10 protein-coding genes are annotated in these 14,998 nt (G+C 66.0%); 3 read left to right on the top strand and 7 right to left on the bottom strand.

Translation table 11 applies throughout. The features are described 5' to 3' along the window. The 3 genes from ACI3K3_RS18470 to ACI3K3_RS18460 form a co-directional block, all read left to right on the top strand. Nucleotides 1-1,287: oligogalacturonate lyase family protein (locus tag ACI3K3_RS18470; protein ID WP_404916290.1), on the top strand; the 1,287-nt coding region annotated here is incomplete at its 5' end. Nucleotides 1,288-1,440: 153 nt separating this feature from the next. Beyond that, the gene (locus ACI3K3_RS18465) at nucleotides 1,441-4,215 is read left to right on the top strand and encodes a TonB-dependent receptor (RefSeq protein WP_404916288.1); all 2,775 of its coding nucleotides are present in this window, start codon (nucleotides 1,441-1,443) and stop codon (nucleotides 4,213-4,215) included. A gap of 79 nt (nucleotides 4,216-4,294) precedes the next feature. Beyond that, nucleotides 4,295-6,535: a glycoside hydrolase family 88 protein gene (locus tag ACI3K3_RS18460; protein WP_404916286.1), complete on the top strand. Its 2,241-nt coding sequence runs from the start codon at nucleotides 4,295-4,297 to the stop codon at nucleotides 6,533-6,535. Nucleotides 6,536-6,593: 58 nt separating this feature from the next. Here the strand turns inward: ACI3K3_RS18460 and ACI3K3_RS18455 are convergent, their stop codons facing one another. From ACI3K3_RS18455 to ACI3K3_RS18425, 7 genes are all read right to left on the bottom strand, one after another. After that, complete coding sequence (locus ACI3K3_RS18455; RefSeq protein WP_404916284.1) at nucleotides 6,594-7,328, bottom strand: FadR/GntR family transcriptional regulator; 735 nt, start codon at nucleotides 7,326-7,328, stop codon at nucleotides 6,594-6,596. Nucleotides 7,329-7,459: 131 nt separating this feature from the next. Further along, nucleotides 7,460-8,533, bottom strand: coding sequence for an NAD(P)/FAD-dependent oxidoreductase (locus tag ACI3K3_RS18450; protein ID WP_404916282.1), 1,074 nt, complete (start codon nucleotides 8,531-8,533; stop codon nucleotides 7,460-7,462). After that, a complete protein-coding gene (locus tag ACI3K3_RS18445; protein ID WP_404916280.1) occupies nucleotides 8,527-9,237 on the bottom strand; it encodes a methyltransferase domain-containing protein in 711 nt (236 codons plus the stop codon). Before ACI3K3_RS18445 ends, ACI3K3_RS18450 begins: the two co-directional genes overlap by 7 nt. Further along, nucleotides 9,234-10,340 carry a type III polyketide synthase gene (locus ACI3K3_RS18440; RefSeq protein WP_404916278.1) on the bottom strand — a complete coding sequence of 369 codons (1,107 nt, stop codon included), beginning with the start codon at nucleotides 10,338-10,340 and terminating at the stop codon, nucleotides 9,234-9,236. Before ACI3K3_RS18440 ends, ACI3K3_RS18445 begins: the two co-directional genes overlap by 4 nt. Beyond that, nucleotides 10,337-11,569: a beta-ketoacyl-[acyl-carrier-protein] synthase family protein gene (locus tag ACI3K3_RS18435; RefSeq protein WP_404916276.1), complete on the bottom strand. Its 1,233-nt coding sequence runs from the start codon at nucleotides 11,567-11,569 to the stop codon at nucleotides 10,337-10,339. The genes ACI3K3_RS18440 and ACI3K3_RS18435 overlap by 4 nt, the downstream gene beginning before the upstream one ends. Then, nucleotides 11,566-11,802, bottom strand: coding sequence for an acyl carrier protein (locus tag ACI3K3_RS18430; protein ID WP_404916274.1), 237 nt, complete (start codon nucleotides 11,800-11,802; stop codon nucleotides 11,566-11,568). The genes ACI3K3_RS18435 and ACI3K3_RS18430 overlap by 4 nt, the downstream gene beginning before the upstream one ends. Before the next feature lie 238 nt (nucleotides 11,803-12,040). Further along, a complete protein-coding gene (locus tag ACI3K3_RS18425) occupies nucleotides 12,041-14,941 on the bottom strand; it encodes an ATP-binding protein (RefSeq protein ID WP_404916272.1) in 2,901 nt (966 codons plus the stop codon). Nucleotides 14,942-14,998: the final 57 nt, after the last annotated feature.

Below are 14,998 nucleotides of genomic sequence, written 5' to 3'. Positions count from 1 at the left end.
TCCCGCCCCCCCTCTTCCGCCCCAGGGCCGGATCGCCTGGCGGGCGCTCCGCCAAAGGAATGGACGGACCCCGCGACCGGTTATCGCATCGTCCGTCTCAGTCCCGACGAGGGCGGCGGCAAGCTCTATTTCTACAAGAACAGCTTCACGCCCGAGGGTGACCTGATGGTCATGTCCACGCCTTCGGGCATCGTCGCGGTGGACGTGAGGACGCAGGCGCTCCGCAAGCTCGTGAGCGATCCCAAGGCCGACCTGTTGTTTACCGCGCGGCGCTCTCGCCGGGTTTTCTACAGCGTCAGCGATCCCGGTGAGGAACAGCCGATGGACCGCCCGCGCACGATCTTCTCGGTCGATATCGACAGCGGAAGGAAGCAGCGGATCGGCAGGATTCCCAATGGACAGATCAATGCCGCCAATGCCGACGACACGCTCATGCTCGGCTTCGTTGCCCATGGCGCCAAGCCGCTCCAGCCGGGCGTAGCCGACCCGCGCAACCGGCGTTTCGATCAGGCCGAATATTCCGCCAAGGGGCCGGACGGCAAGCCGCTGAACTTCGCGCGGGCCAAGGGGGTGCGCATGCTCGAACGCTGGGCCGCGCGCTATCCGATGGAGATATTCACGCTGGATCTGCGCAGTGGCGAGCGTCGCACGATCCACAAGACCAACGAATGGATCGGACACACCCAGTTCTCGCCCACCGACCCGCAGCGCCTGATCTTCAGCCACGAGGGCCCGTGGCATCGCGTCGATCGCATGTGGACGATGCGCACCGATGGCAGCGACCTGCGCAAGCTCCATCAGCGCACGATGAACTTCGAGATTTTCGGCCATGAATGGTTCGGCGCGGACGGGCGGGAGGTTTACTACGACCTTCAGACCCCGCGCGGCCAGGTGTTCTGGGTCGCCTCGGTCAATCTCGACACGGGCGCGCGGGTATGGCGGCGGGTGGAGCGCAACGACTGGTCGGTGCATTTCAATCGCTCGCCGGACGGGACGCGGTTCGCCGGTGACGGCGGCGATGCGGAAATGGTCGCCCATGCGCGCGATGGAAAGTGGTTGGTTCTTCTCCAGCCGGAAGAGGTTCCCGATGCCGACCCGCAGAGCGATCAGGCGGAGCTGATCTCCACGCAGGTCATGCGATCGACCCGGCTGGTGAACATGGCCGCGCACGACTATCGCCTGGAACCCAACGTCACCTTCACGCCCGATGGACGATGGATCGTGTTCTGCTCCAACATGCATGGGCGGAACCATGTCTACGCCGTGGATCTCTCGATCGCAAAATGATGTCGTATGAGCGGATGACCGGTTTCGGCTATTCGTGCTGATATCGAGGTAAAATCCTGAAACAATGCTGTTGCCAGGCGGTAAATGTTATCATACATCTTTCTCATTGACACCGGTATCAATGATAATGCCGGGCAAATGGAGAGGAAGACCATGAGAGAGGGCTTCGGTGCAAAGGCTCGGCTGGCGCTGGGAACATCGGCGCTGGCCGCCATGCTGGGCCTGTCCGCTCCGGCGACGGCGCAATCCACCGTTTCCGAGCCGGGACAAGCTTCTCCGGATCAGACATCCCCAGATCAGGCATCCCCGGATCAGGGGTCCTCGGGCGATGCCATAGGCGGCGTTTCGGCACCGGAGATCATCGTCACCGGCTTTCGCACCAGCCTGGACAAGGCCTTGACGATCAAACGCGGTGAAGCGGGCGCGGTCGATACGATCCTGGCCGAAGACATGGCAGACTTTCCGGACCTCAACCTGGCGGAATCGATCCAGCGCCTTCCCGGCGTCACGATCGAACGCGACGGCGGGCAGGGGCGCACGATCAGCGTGCGCGGCCTGAACGCGGATTTCACGCGCGTTCGCATCAACGGGCTGGAGGCGCAGGCGGCCTATGGCAGCAACCGCAGCCGCGGCTTCGATTTCTCGATCTTCGCCTCCGAACTGTTCAATTCGATCACCGTGCGCAAGACCCAGTCTGCCGAGATCGAGGAAGGCTCGCTGGGCGCGACGGTCGATCTTCAGACCGGGCGGGGCCTCGATTTCGGTGCGGGTCTTCATGGCGCCCTTTCTGCCCAGGGCTCGTACAACGACCTGTCGGAGAAGCTCCTGCCCAGGATCGCGGGCCTGCTCAGCTGGGCCAACGCCGACGAGACGTTCGGCGCGCTTGTCTCGGTGGCCTATAGCGAGCGCAAGCCGACCAGCGAAAGCTTCAACACCACCCGCTGGCAGAGCGGCGACCCGTCCCTGGCCTATGGCGCCGGCAACAATTTCGCGGGCTGTGCAACCTGCGCCACCCCCGAACAGCGCAGCGAACTGCTTTCCGCCTACTATCCGCGCATTCCGCGCTACACCATCGGGCAGTTCTCGGAGGATCGGCTGGGCATCACCGCGTCGCTGCAATGGAAGCCTTCGGACGACACGGAGATCACGCTGGACGGCCTGCTTTCGCGGTTCAACCAGGAAGCGGAAAGCCCCAACATCGAGGCGATCAGCTTCAGTCGCGCCGCCGGCGGCGTGCGCGAAACGGTCGTGCGCGACTACGAGATAGACCCAAGCAAGAACACGATCTCCTATGGCGTGTTCGATAACGTGGATGTCCGGTCCGAGAACGGGTTCTCCCGTGACGAAAGCACGTTCACGCAGCTTTCGTTCAACGCCCGTCATGCGTTCACCGATCGGTTCCGGGGCCGCATCAAGCTGGGCACGTCGCATTCGAAGGCGCGGACCCCGCTTTCGGTGTCCTACATGTTCGACGCCACCAACCGGGACGGCTACACTTACGACTTTCGCGGAAACGACCGCCTGCCGCAGATTTCCTATGGTTTCGACGTAACCGATGGGCGCAATTTCACGCTCACCGAATGGCGCCGGAGCACCGGCGGCGCGGACTACCGCCTGAAGACCGCGGCAGGCGCTCTGGAATACGACCTGACCGACCAGATCACCATCAAGGCCGGCGGCGAGTATCGCACTTACGGCTTCGACACTTACGGGTTCCAGCAGGCGGTCTCGGTCCTTTCCGGCAGCGACCGGGCGACCGACGTGACCAATCTGGGCAAGGTGGAAACGATCGGCGGCGGCCTTGCCATACCCGGCGGAACCGACCTCGACTACATCACCCCGGACATCGGGAAGATCAGCGAATTCCTGAGCATCTACGACGACCCGCTGGTCCCGACCTACAACGGCGTGCGCGAAGTGAAGGAACGCGATACCGGCGCTTTCGTGCAGGCCGATTTCGACACCGACATTTCCGGCGTCACCGTGCGGGGCAACGTGGGGCTGCGCTATGCCCATACGGGCACGACCTCTTCGGGTTACCTCAACACCGACTATGTGACCGTGAAGAACGGATACAATGACTGGCTGCCGTCCTTCAACCTTGCGATCGAGCCGGGCGGCGATCTGGTGTTGCGCCTGGGTGCGGCTAAGGTGATGTCGCGTCCGGCCCTGGGCGATCTTACGCCGGGCGGCAGCCTGTCCACGCCGACACGCCGCGTTTCCTACGGAAATCCATTGCTCGATCCCTTCCGCGCGACGAACTACGATGCCTCGGTGGAATGGTACTTTGCCAAGGAATCGCTGCTGGCGGCGGCGGTGTTCTACAAGAAGATCGATTCCTTCATCACGACCGTCACCGATGTAGTGCCCTGGGCCAGCCTGGGTCTTCCCGACAGCCTGCTGATCGGCACGCCGGCCTCTCCGGACGAGGACTTCGAAGTCACCCGCAAGATCAATGGCAAGGGCGGCACCCTCAAGGGGCTGGAAGTGCAGTACCAGCAGCCGTTCTCGTTCCTGCCGGGGCCGCTTCGGAACCTGGGCTTCATCGGCAACGTGACATTCGTGGATTCCAAGGTCGATTACGGCGATTACGGCAAGAACCGCCTGACCGGGCAGTCCAAGTTCATGTACAACGCCACGCTCTACTATGAAACCAAGCGCTTCAGCGCCCGCGTTTCCGCAGCCTATCGCGACAGCTACCTGCTGTCCTTCCCGGGCGGCAACAACAATACCGAGGAAGGCGTCAACAGCACGCTGAACCTGGACGCCTCGATTTCCTATGAGTTGAACGACAATATCAAGCTGTCCGTCGAAGCCGTGAACCTGACCGACGAATACAACGACCGCTATGTCGACGCGACCGATCGTGTGTCCAACTACAGGCACTTCGGCCGCGAATTCCTGTTCGGCGTGCGTGCCACGTTCTGACCGAGCCAGTCCCGATGCCAGTCCCGATGCCAGTCCCGGTGCAAGTCCCGATGCGAATCCCCATGCGAGGAGATAGAGTGTGAAAGTGAGGCGCAGGTACTGGCATCGGGTTGCGGGCGCGCTGTTGCTCTCGGGAGCCTCGATGACGCCGTGGGGTGCGTTCGGCAAGGAGCCCCAGGCGCAAGTGGATGGCGTCGATCCGCAATGGCTGCGCGTGCCGCCGCGCCCCCATCTCGACACCGAGGGCAAGCGCCTGCCGACGCGGGCCGAGGCCCTGGCGGCAGCGGAATACGTCAGCGCCGCCCAGATCGCCGACATGGCGGCCCGGCCCATCCCGCTCTCCACCGGCGGCGCCCTGGATGCGATGGCGCCCAACTGGGTATCGGCGGTCTACTACGTGGGCGCGGCGCGGCTTGCGCGGGTTTCCGAGCGGCCTGACACCTTGCGGTTTCTCACCATGATCGCCGAGCACTATCATTACGCGGTGCGCGGGGCCCGTTCGGGCGTGACGATGCTCAATGCCGACGATATCGCGATGGGTGATCTCTACGAGGAACTCTATAGCAGGCGGCGCCAGGACGGCGTGCTGATGCCCTTGCAGCAGCGGCTCGACTGGCAGGTGCCGCACCTTGCGCGCAAGGAAGACACCAAGGCCCTGGTCTGGTGGTGGTGCGATGCCCTGTTCATGGCCCCCCCGGTGCTTGCGCGCATGTCCGCGATCACCGGCGAGCCCAAGTATCTCCTGGCGGCGGACAAGGAATGGCGGCGCACGGCGCGGCGGCTCTGGGTGCCGAAAGACCGGCTGTTCCTGCGCGACGAGCGGTTCGTGGGGCGCAGCGAGGCGAACGGCCGGCCGATCTATTGGGCAAGAGGCAACGGCTGGGTGCTGGGCGGCCTCGCGCGTTGGCTGGAGGCCATGCCGGCGGACCAGCAGGGGCGCGACTATTACCTCGACTTGTTCCAGACGCTGGCCGGACGCATTGCCGAACTCCAGCGGCCCAGCGGCCTGTGGAGCACAAGCCTGCTCGCGCCCGAAGCCTATCCCGAGCCGGAGACCTCCGGTTCGGCCTTCTTCGTCTACGGACTGGCCTGGGGCATCAACCACGGCCTGCTCGATCGGGCGACCTACCTACCTCATGTTCTCAAGGGCTGGGCGGGCCTGAACCGGCAAGTGCTTCCGGACGGCCAGCTGGGCGCTGCGCAGAAGACCGGCGACCAGCCGGTACATACGGCCGCCCGCGATACCGGGCCCTATGCCAATGGCGCCTATATTCTGGCGGCGCTGGAAATCGCCGATCTCTCTGGGCCGGTGCAGACTCTGCCTCATGCGGAGCCGACCAGGGACAGCCCGGAAGTGATCGCGGCGACCTCGCCGGCGCCCCCCGCGCCGAAGACCGTTCGCGGCCCCGAGGAAATGGCCAGGCGCGCGGCGGAGATGAAGGCCACTGCGGCACTTGCCTACGATCCCGCCATGACGGGCCGTCCCTCCACGGTGGAGCCGCTTCCGCCGCCTTCCCCGGCGGAGCGCGCGCCCCGCGCCGTTGCGCGCTTCGCGCCGGATCGGCTCGACGACCTGCTCTGGGAAAACGATCTGGTGGCGCACCGCATCTACGGCCCGGCCCTGCAGGCCAAGGAGGCGCCCTCGGGATCGGGCATCGATACCTGGGCAAAGCGCGTGCGCTGGCCGTTCATGGATCGCCAGTTGAAGTTCCCGAACTATCACATGGATCGCGGCGAGGGGCTGGACTACTACGATGTCGGCCGTTCCCGTGGCAGTGGCGGGCTTGGCATCTGGTATGACGACAAGCTCTGGACGAGCCGAAATTTCGCGACCTACAAGATCGAGGAGAGCGGCGGGAAGGTCGCGCGGTTCTCCGCCACCTACAAGCCCTGGCCGGTCGATGTCGTGCGAAAGGTCTGGGAAAGCCGGGAGTTTTCGCTGCCGCTGGGCTCGCACTTCACCCGTATGCGCTCGACCTTGCAGTCCGACAGCAAAGAGCCGCTGGTCGTGGGCATCGGCATCGGCAAGAAGAGCAACGCGAACGGCAAGGGTTTCGTCACCCGAGACGTGCGCGCCGGGCGCATGACCTATTGGGAGCCCGAAAGCGCCGAGCACGGCACGCTGGGGATCGCCATTGCGGTCGATCCCGGAATGTTGGTGGGCTTTGCCGAGGACGCGGAGAACTATCTGGTGCTCGTGAAGGTCCGGCCGGGCCAGCCTTTCACCTATTACATGGGATCTGCTTGGGATCGCGGCGGAGACGTGCCCGATCGCGCGGCCTGGGAGAAGCTGGTGTCGGGCGAAAGCTTCGCGTTCTGAAGCGGGCTGCGCCTGCCGTTTCCCCCGGCAATGGTTGTCGTATAACTATCGTTGGGCGCTACTCGCCTGTGGCATCAAGCTCGCTGTCGGAGATGGCATCGCTCAATTCGGAATGGCGCATCAGGCTTTCCTGCATGTGCTGACGGGCAGCGGCGCGCGCGCGTTCGATATCCATGCGCACGATTGCATTGAGCACGGCATCATGCTCGTCATGGACCTTTTCGACATAGTCCTGATGGGCCACGGATGGCCGGTCTCGAAGATAGAGATTGCGCGGCGGAACGAGGCGGACGCCGAGAAAGTCTATGAAGCGGACGAAATACTCGTTCTTCGTCGCGCGTGCGATGGCCATGTGGAACTGGGTATCAGCCAGGGCCGAGGCCGCCGGATCGTCCGCCACTTCGCGCATATGTTTCAGCGCCGTGCGCAGGGCCACGATATCGTCCTGATCGCGCCGTGCCGCGGCGAGGCCGGCCATCTCCGTCTCGATCGCCAGGCGCATTTCCAGCAGCTTTATGATGTCCGAGAGTTCGGACAATTCTTCGCGCGTCACCTGGAATGCGCGGTAGCGGGCGCTTTGGGATATATAGACGCCGGACCCCTGGCGTGCTTCTGCGTAGCCTTGCGCTTCGAGCCGGGCGACGGCCTCCCTCACCACGGTCCGGCTGACTTCCTCGGACTCCGCGATTTCCTTCTGCGACGGCAGTTTCGAGCCGGGTGCCAGTTCGCCGGACATGATGCCGCTCCTGAGCTTCGCATAGAGTTCGTCAGCCAGCGAAACGGCTTTGACCATCGGCTATCTTTCACTTCGATCTTGCGGCGAGAATGTCCGAAGAAAGAACCCTACGGCATCGCCCGAGGATAATACAGAGCCGATTTCGAGCTTGTATGATCAATTTCGGGACGCTGTTTAATCGGCGAAGATCATGCAAGCCGTGTCGCGGCGGCCAGGCGGCCGAGCAGTGGTGGCCAGAACCGGAGCAGGCCCAGTGCGATCGGCAGGACAGGCAGCGCCGCAAGGTGGTGGAGCAGCATCGCCTTGCGCACCTGCCCGGCGATTTCCCGGCGCAGCAGACCGGTATAGGAGGCCGAACTCCGGCCCAGGCGAAGGCAATCGACCGCCAGCGCGGCGCTGCGCAGCGCGATGGCCATGCCGTCTCCGGTGAGCGGGGCGGTCAGTCCAGCCTGATCGCCGAGGCGGAACAGTCCGGGGCGGTCTTCGGCCGGGTGGTGGAGGTAGCCATAGGGCAGGCCGGCGATGGAAGCCGGGCGGTCCAGCATTTCGCGCGCCCCGTCCAGTCTCCGCGCGACATGATCCTGGCGCATGAGTTCCGCCAGCAGATCGGTCCAGGATCCGCCGAAACGCTCGCGCCGGACCAGCACGCAGAGGTTCATGACCCGCTCGGCCACGCGCTGGAGCCCCAGATAGCCGCCGTCGAAAAGCACGAGTTCAACGGCATGGCCGAGTTCCTCGTCCTGCCGGGCGGTAACTTTCCAATGCATCTTGAAGGCGATATGCCGTGACCGTTCGCCTCCATTCGGCCGGTTCATGCCGCGCAAGTCATGCTTGCCGGTGGCCAGAAACAAGGTCTTCGCGGGGAATCGCCCCGCGCTGGTGCGGACGCCGCCGTCTTCGATGGCCGTGACCCTTGTGCCGCGCAGAATCCTGGCGCCTGCTGCGGCGGCGGCATCGAGCAAGGCTTCGTCCAGCACCTCCCGGCTTACCCCCAGCGCCGTGAAGGGAAGGCGGGATTCGGCGATCTTCCGGCCGCTCACGATCCTTACGCGATCGATCGGCACCGCGCCGAGGCGCAGCGGTTCGAAGGCCATGTCGCGCAGGTCGCGCTGGGCTTCGACGGAAAGGAATTCGCCGCAGACCTTGTGATGAGGGCCGGACTGACGCTCGAACAGGTCCACGCCGATCCCCGCGCGGGCGAGCCTGAGCGCGGCCGAAGCCCCGGCGAGGCCGCCGCCCAATACGGTTACCGGCTCTACCACCTCGTCCGCTCCACGCAGTAGCGGAACGGGAAGCGCCAGTTCACGCGCGCTGTGCCGATCAGGCCGGCCTGGCCGAGCAGTACGTTCCAGTCATCGCGGCGAAAGGCGCGGGCGATGGACAAAGGGCCGTCATGTCGCACGAAAGGGTGCCAGCGCATCGCCGCCGACAGCAGCGAAAAGCCATGGTAGGCGAGGCGATGCCGGTGCAGGTCGTTCACCAACCAGCCGAGCGCGGCCTTTCGTTCCATCCATTGCAGGAAATCCAGAATCCCGGCGTCCGGCATGTGGTGCGTGACCAGCGAACTCACCACAAGATCGACCCGCTCGTCCTCGGCCATGGCAAAGGCATTGCCGGTGCGGTAGTCGATTGCCATGGCCGGAGGCGTCAGGCGACGGGCGGCGGGTTCGCTGCGCGGGTTGATATCGAAGCCGATCAGCCGAACCTCGCGCTTTCGCTTGCGCGCGCGCCGGGCGAGCGCCCGCAGCATGTCCCCCGCGCCGAAGCCCACATCGACCACGGTCAGCCTCCGCCCCGGCGGCGTGGCGGCGAAGGCCCGATCCAGGAAGGCCAGCGTCGGCAGCCTTGCCAGCGTGATCGTGTTGACTTTCGCCAGATCACCGAGGCAGGCGGCGAACTCCTCCGGCGCTACGGCATCGCCGTCCATCCATTCGGGCTCGCCGGATCTTCGGCGCAAGTCGATCACGCGGGCAGCAACCTGAACCGGAACGTCTCCGCGGCAAGGCCGGGGCCGAACGCCATCGCGATACCGTTCCCGCCTGCAGTCGCGGCACCTTGCGTCCGGTCCGCCAACATCGCCGCCAGCACGAACATCAGCGTGGCCGAAGACATGTTTCCGAACTGGCGCAGCACCTCCCGCGAGCGATGAAGCGCATCGGCGGGCAGATCCAGCGCGCGGTCCACCGCGTCCAGGATCGTGCGGCCGCCGGCATGGACCGCCCAGAGATCGTAGTCGGCCGGAGACAGCCCGCGAAAGATGCTGCCCCGGTCATTGCGGCCGCGCTCCGCACGCAGGGCATTGGCGATGAAGCTCGGCACCTGCCCGTCCAGATGCATGTCGAAGCCCTGGTCGCCGATCCGCCAGGTGATCGCCGCGCCGGATCCGGGGATGGCGGCGGAGCGAAAGTCGGTGAGGGCGATACCGCGCGGCTCTGCGGTCACCAGCGCCGCGGCGGCGCCGTCTCCGAACAGCAGCATCGACAGCAGCTTTTCCAGATCCTGCGTGCGCTGGAAATGGAGCGTGCAGAGTTCGAGGTTGACCACCAGCACGCGCGCCTCGGGCTCGGAACGGACGATGTGGTGGGCCAGTCGCAGCGCATTCACCGCAGCGTAGCAGCCCATGAAGCCCACCACCGTGCGCTCCACGGCGGGGTCGAGTCCGGCTTGGGCCACCAGCACCTGATCCAGCCCCGGCGCGACGAAGCCGGTGCAGGAAGCCAGCACGAGATGGGTCACTCCCTCGGCGGCGATATCGGCGCTGAGGGCACGCACCGCCTGCAGGGCCAGAACCGGTGCGTCGCGCTCGTAGCGGGCCATGCGCTCGGCGGTCGAGGGCCAGTCTCCGAGGCCGTAGAAGCGGTCGCGATCGGTGATGCGGCCGTCCGGCAGGACTTCGGGTTGGATGAACGAGAAGCGCCGCTCGATCCCCGCGCGCGTCACCATGCGGTCGAACAGGCGGGCATGGGCCGGGTCCGACAAGGAGGCCCGCACGAAACCGACGAAGGCGTCATGGACCTGATGCGGCGGCACCGCCGTGCCGATGGCGTTGATGTGCGCGATTGCGGTCATGATGCCAACCTGCCCACGAGTACGGCGTTGAGCCCGCCGAAGGCAAAGCTGTTGGAAACCAGTACCCGGTGATCGATGGGCCCGGGCCGGAGAGCCAGCGGCAGGTCGCATTCGGGATCGGGGCCGAGATGATTGAGGACCGGTGGCGCCACGCCGCGCGCCAGCGCTTCCATGCCGATGACGAACTCCAGGGCGGCTGTCGCGCCGATCAGGTGGCCATGCGCGGACTTGGTGGCGATCACCGTGTGACCGCGCAGCGCGGAGCCATAGACCGCTTTCAGCGCGGCGGCCTCGACCACGTCGTTGAGGCGGGTGCCGGTGCCGTGGGTGGAGATCAGCGCCGGTTCGCTTGGTGCGATTCCGGCGTCCTCGTGAGCCATGCGGATGGCGGCTTCGATCCCGGGCAAGTCCGGGGCGGTCATTTCGGCGGCATCGCTGCTACTGCCGTAGCCGGCCAGCTCGCCCAGAATTTTCGCGCCGCGCGCAAGGGCGTGTTCCTCGCTTTCCAGCACCACCATGGCCGCGCCTTCGCCCAGGACCATGCCCTTGCGATCTCGCGAGAAGGGGCGGCAGGTATCGTCGGCCATGACGCCGACGGAGTTCCAGGCGACCCAGGATCCCAGGGTGAGGCAGGCCTCGCTGCCGCCGGCAAGGGCCACCTCCACCCGGCCCGAGCGGATCATGTGCATGGCCTCTCCCAGGGCATGGGCGGAGGAGGCGCAGGCGCTGGAGATCACGAATGTCGGGCCGTGGCAGCCGAGCAGCATCGCCAGATGGCTGGCGGGGGCGGAAATCATCGAGGCCGGGATGGTCTGGGGATGGACCCTGGCCAGGTCGCGGGCGTAGAGCCGCTCGAAAGCCTGGTCCACCGTCGCATTGCCGCCGCTGCCGCAGCCGACGAGGATGGCGGTGCGACGCGCCAGCGAAGCGTGACCGCGCAGTCCGGCCGTTTCTACCGCTTCCAGTCCCGCCGCCAGGGCATGGAGAGATAGCGGATCGAGTTGCCCCATCGACCGCAGGTCCGCAGCGCCCAGCGCGGCCCGGCAGGCATCGGCGTCTACCCGGGCGGCGGGCCCGTCGATGCGCCGGTTGGGATGCTCCGGAGGCGGCTCGCGCCGGAGGGGGCGGATAGCGCCCTTGCCTTGCGCCACGCTCCGCCATGTTTCCGCCATTCCGATACCCAGGCCGCTGACGCAGCCGAAGCCGGTCAGGACGACCTTTCGGATCATGAAGGCGCCAGTTGCCGCACGAGGTTCACGAAATCCGCAATCGTGGAGGCCGGGTTCAACTGGTCGGGATCGATCGCCACGCCGAACTTGTCCTCGATGGCGAACAGCGTGCTGGCCACGTCGAGCGAGCCGATGTCGAGCTGTTCGAAAGTGGCATCGGGGCGCAGGGCGGCCGGATCGAGGCCGGATTCTTCCGCTATCACGCCCAGTATCGCATCGGTGGAAACTGTCATGCCGCTCCTTTCCCCGTCAATCTATGGTGTGCCGGGCCGTGGTGCGCCGGGTGCTGCTGCTCCATCGCGCGTGCCGCATGGCAGGCGGGCAGCGGGAAGGCCGAGGCTGGGGCGGGCAATGCCGTCATGACGATCCTCCACCACGGCCGAAGGGATCGACCTGAAGCGAGGATATCATGCCGGATCAGTCCCGTACATGGATTTGCATCGTCCGACCGCAGACCATCGGAAACACCCCCTAGAGCGAGTCGATCGCCGGTTGCCTCAGGGTGGCCAGAAGTTCGCGGGCTTTCACCGCGTCGGGTGTCGCTTCCAGGTCGGCTGCCGTGGCCATGGCGCCCTCAAGCCGGCTCAGCGCCTCCTGCGGCCTGGCCGCGGCGGCAAGTTGCAAGGCGAGCGCGATCGCCGTTCGCAGCGTCCAGGCACCGGCGCCCTGTTGTTGGCTCAGGGCCAGCGCCTGCTCCAGAAAGGCCACCGAAGCCTGCGCGTCCCGGTTGGCGGCCTCGGCGATGCGGGCCTTCATGCCCAGCAATTCCGGCATGGCGAAACCCTCTCCGATGTCGCGGCAGCGCGCGATGGCGGCATCGACGAGATCCGTGGCCTCATGATAACGGCGATCGAGCAGCAGGCCGCGTACCTGGGCGATCGACAAAGTGGTGGTCAGCAGCTCGTAGCGCGCCGCGCGCAGCTGGATGACGCTGCGCGCCACGGCATCGACGGCGCTGCCGCCGTGCCCCCGGCGAATGGCCAAATCGCCGGCGAAACCTTCAGCCGCGATCATGTAGGGCCCCAATGCGTTCACCCTGGCACATTCGGTAAAGGCAGTGAGCGTCTCTTCCGCGCCGTCGAGATCGTCCTGCCAGACTTGCAGCGCGAACTGCCAGATCAGCGCGATGCACAAGGTCACCGGCTGATCCAGCCGGGCGGCAAGGTCCAGCGCCTGACGGGTCATGATCACCGAACGGCGGTACTGGCCGGAAAGCCAGAGACTGCGCGCCAGGGCAATGGTGGAGCGGTTCCGGTGATCGAAGCCGTAGTAAAGCATGCGACTGCGGCCTGCGACCGGACAACAGGCCAGCGATCGTTCCAGATCCTCCACCGCCTGACGCTGGTTCCCGGCCAGATAATGCGAGATTCCCGAAAGCGAGCACGCCACGCCGATCGCCTCGGGATCGTCCAGTATCGCGGCAATGGCGACCGCGCGGCGGGCATGTTCGGCCGCGATGGCGCAATCGCCGATCCGTTCGTGATAGATATGCAGGCGGCCCAGCATGCGCAATTGACACCAGGGATCGTCCAGTGCCGTTGCCACTTCCAGGGCGCGCGAGAGCGCCTCGCCCGCCGCCCTGGTGCTGCCCCGGCTGAACATCGATGCCAGCCCCAGGGCGCCCTGCAACTCCATTTCGAGTGCCGTGCCGCGCTGCGCGTCTTCAAGCATGTCCAGAGCACGGGCGCACCGGCTCTGGCATTCGGCATAATGCGAAAGGCCCACGAAGATCGTGGTGCTGGCAGCGGTGAGGCGCACGCCGATGCGCAGATCGCCGTGCTCGCCGAAACACCAGTCCAGCGCGCTGCGGATATTGCCCAATTGCCGGCGAAGCGGGCGCGAATCCTGTAGTACGTCATCGTCGGAAGCAACGATGGCCTCCAGCTCGGCCAGGAAATAGGCGGCATGGCGGCGGGCGGCGGCGCCTGAAGCCTCGTCGCCGCGTTCATGCAGCTTTTGGCGGGCATAGGCGCGGGTCATCTCCAGCAGGCGATAGCTTCCCGCAGCCTGTGCGCGATCCGGCGCGACGAGCGACTTGGCGACAAGTCCGTCGAACGCCGCGATCACGGCGTCGCTGCCCAGAGCGGCATCGGCCACCACCTCCAGCGCGGCATCGACCGAAAAAGGCCCCACGAACACGCAGAGCCGTTCCAGAACCGATCGCTCCGTGTCGGTCAGCAGATCGTAACTCCAGTCGAGCATGGCATGAAGCGTCTGCTGGCGCGGCTGGGCCGTGCGTCGTCCCGCCCAGGCCAGGCTGAAGCGTGCTTCCAGTTGCCGGGTCGCCGCAGGCAAGCCATGGGAGGCGACCCGCACGGCGGCCAGTTCAAGGGCCAGCGCCATGCCGTCCAGCCGACGGCAGATGACCGCCATCATCCGGGCGGCCTCCTGGTCGATCTCCAGCGTGCTGTCGGCCGCGCAGGCGCGGTCGCGGAGCAGTTGCACCGCAGGGTAGCTCAGGATTTCCGCCGTGGTCAGATCGCGTTCGTGCTCGGGAAAGGCCAGGGCGTCGAGGCGGTGAACATGCTCGCCGCGCACGCGCAGCGGCTCGCGCGAGGTTGCCAGAATGCGCAGGTGCGGCGCCGCATCCGTCAGCTGTTCGACCAGCAGCGCGATCGGTTCGATCAGGTGTTCGCAATTGTCGAGCAGCAGCAGGAAGGGCCGGTCCTGCACGAAGCCCAGAACGGCGGCGAGCGGGTCAGCGCCCTGCACGGCGATGCCCATGCCGCCGGCCAGCATCCCGGGCACCAGCTCCGGATTCTCCAGCATGCTGAAGTCGATGAAGGCAAGCTGGTGCTGGAAGCTTTCGGCCAGGTCATGCCCCATCTCCACCGCGAGCGAGGTCTTGCCGACGCCGCCCGGCCCGACGATAGTGAACAGAGACGTCCGGGCAACGCGCTGGCGCAGCAGGTCGATGTCCCCGTCCCGGCCGATCAGCAGGGGCAGGCGGGGCGGCAGGTTCGACGAAGCGGATGCCGGTTCGCCAGAGACGGAAATGGTGCCGGGAACGGCGGCAGGGGACGGCCGTTGTCCATGCCGCTCCACCTGGGCGACGAAGGCATAGCCCACGCCGACTTGCGTGGCGATGTAGCGTGCGCCGTCCTTGCCGTCGCCCAGCAGCTTGCGCAGCCCCACCATATGGAAACGAAGGCTGCCGTCCTCGACCACCACATCGCTCCATACGCGTTTGAGGAGTTCACGCTTGGACAGTACGCGGCCGGGCTGGTCGGTCAGCGCTATCAGCAGGTCGAGCGAGCGGCCACCGATCTCGACCGGCAGGCCGTCCTTCGTCAGCAACCGTTCGTTCGCGAACAGCGCGAACGGGCCGAAGTATAATCCCTCCCTTGCCGGCGAGATCCCGATATCGGCCATGATCGCGCTTCACTCCCCTGCACCAGTCTGCGCGCGGGGTTTAGCACGAGGGGGGGC

The organism is Novosphingobium sp. ZW T3_23 (assembly GCF_044987305.1).
Lineage (GTDB): Bacteria > Pseudomonadota > Alphaproteobacteria > Sphingomonadales > Sphingomonadaceae > Novosphingobium.
This window is presented reverse-complemented; position numbering and strand designations above follow the sequence as displayed.

Excerpts from the sequence above, each read along its gene's own strand:
- ACI3K3_RS18465 (WP_404916288.1), top strand. The coding sequence starts at position 1,441 with ATGAGAGAGGGCTTCGGTGCAAAGGCTCGGCTGGCGCTGGGAACATCG.
- ACI3K3_RS18455 (WP_404916284.1), bottom strand. The coding sequence starts at position 7,328 with ATGGTCAAAGCCGTTTCGCTGGCTGACGAACTCTATGCGAAGCTCAGG.
- ACI3K3_RS18440 (WP_404916278.1), bottom strand. The coding sequence starts at position 10,340 with ATGACCGCAATCGCGCACATCAACGCCATCGGCACGGCGGTGCCGCCG.
- ACI3K3_RS18435 (WP_404916276.1), bottom strand. The coding sequence starts at position 11,569 with ATGATCCGAAAGGTCGTCCTGACCGGCTTCGGCTGCGTCAGCGGCCTG.
- ACI3K3_RS18430 (WP_404916274.1), bottom strand. The coding sequence starts at position 11,802 with ATGACAGTTTCCACCGATGCGATACTGGGCGTGATAGCGGAAGAATCC.
- ACI3K3_RS18425 (WP_404916272.1), bottom strand. The coding sequence starts at position 14,941 with ATGGCCGATATCGGGATCTCGCCGGCAAGGGAGGGATTATACTTCGGC.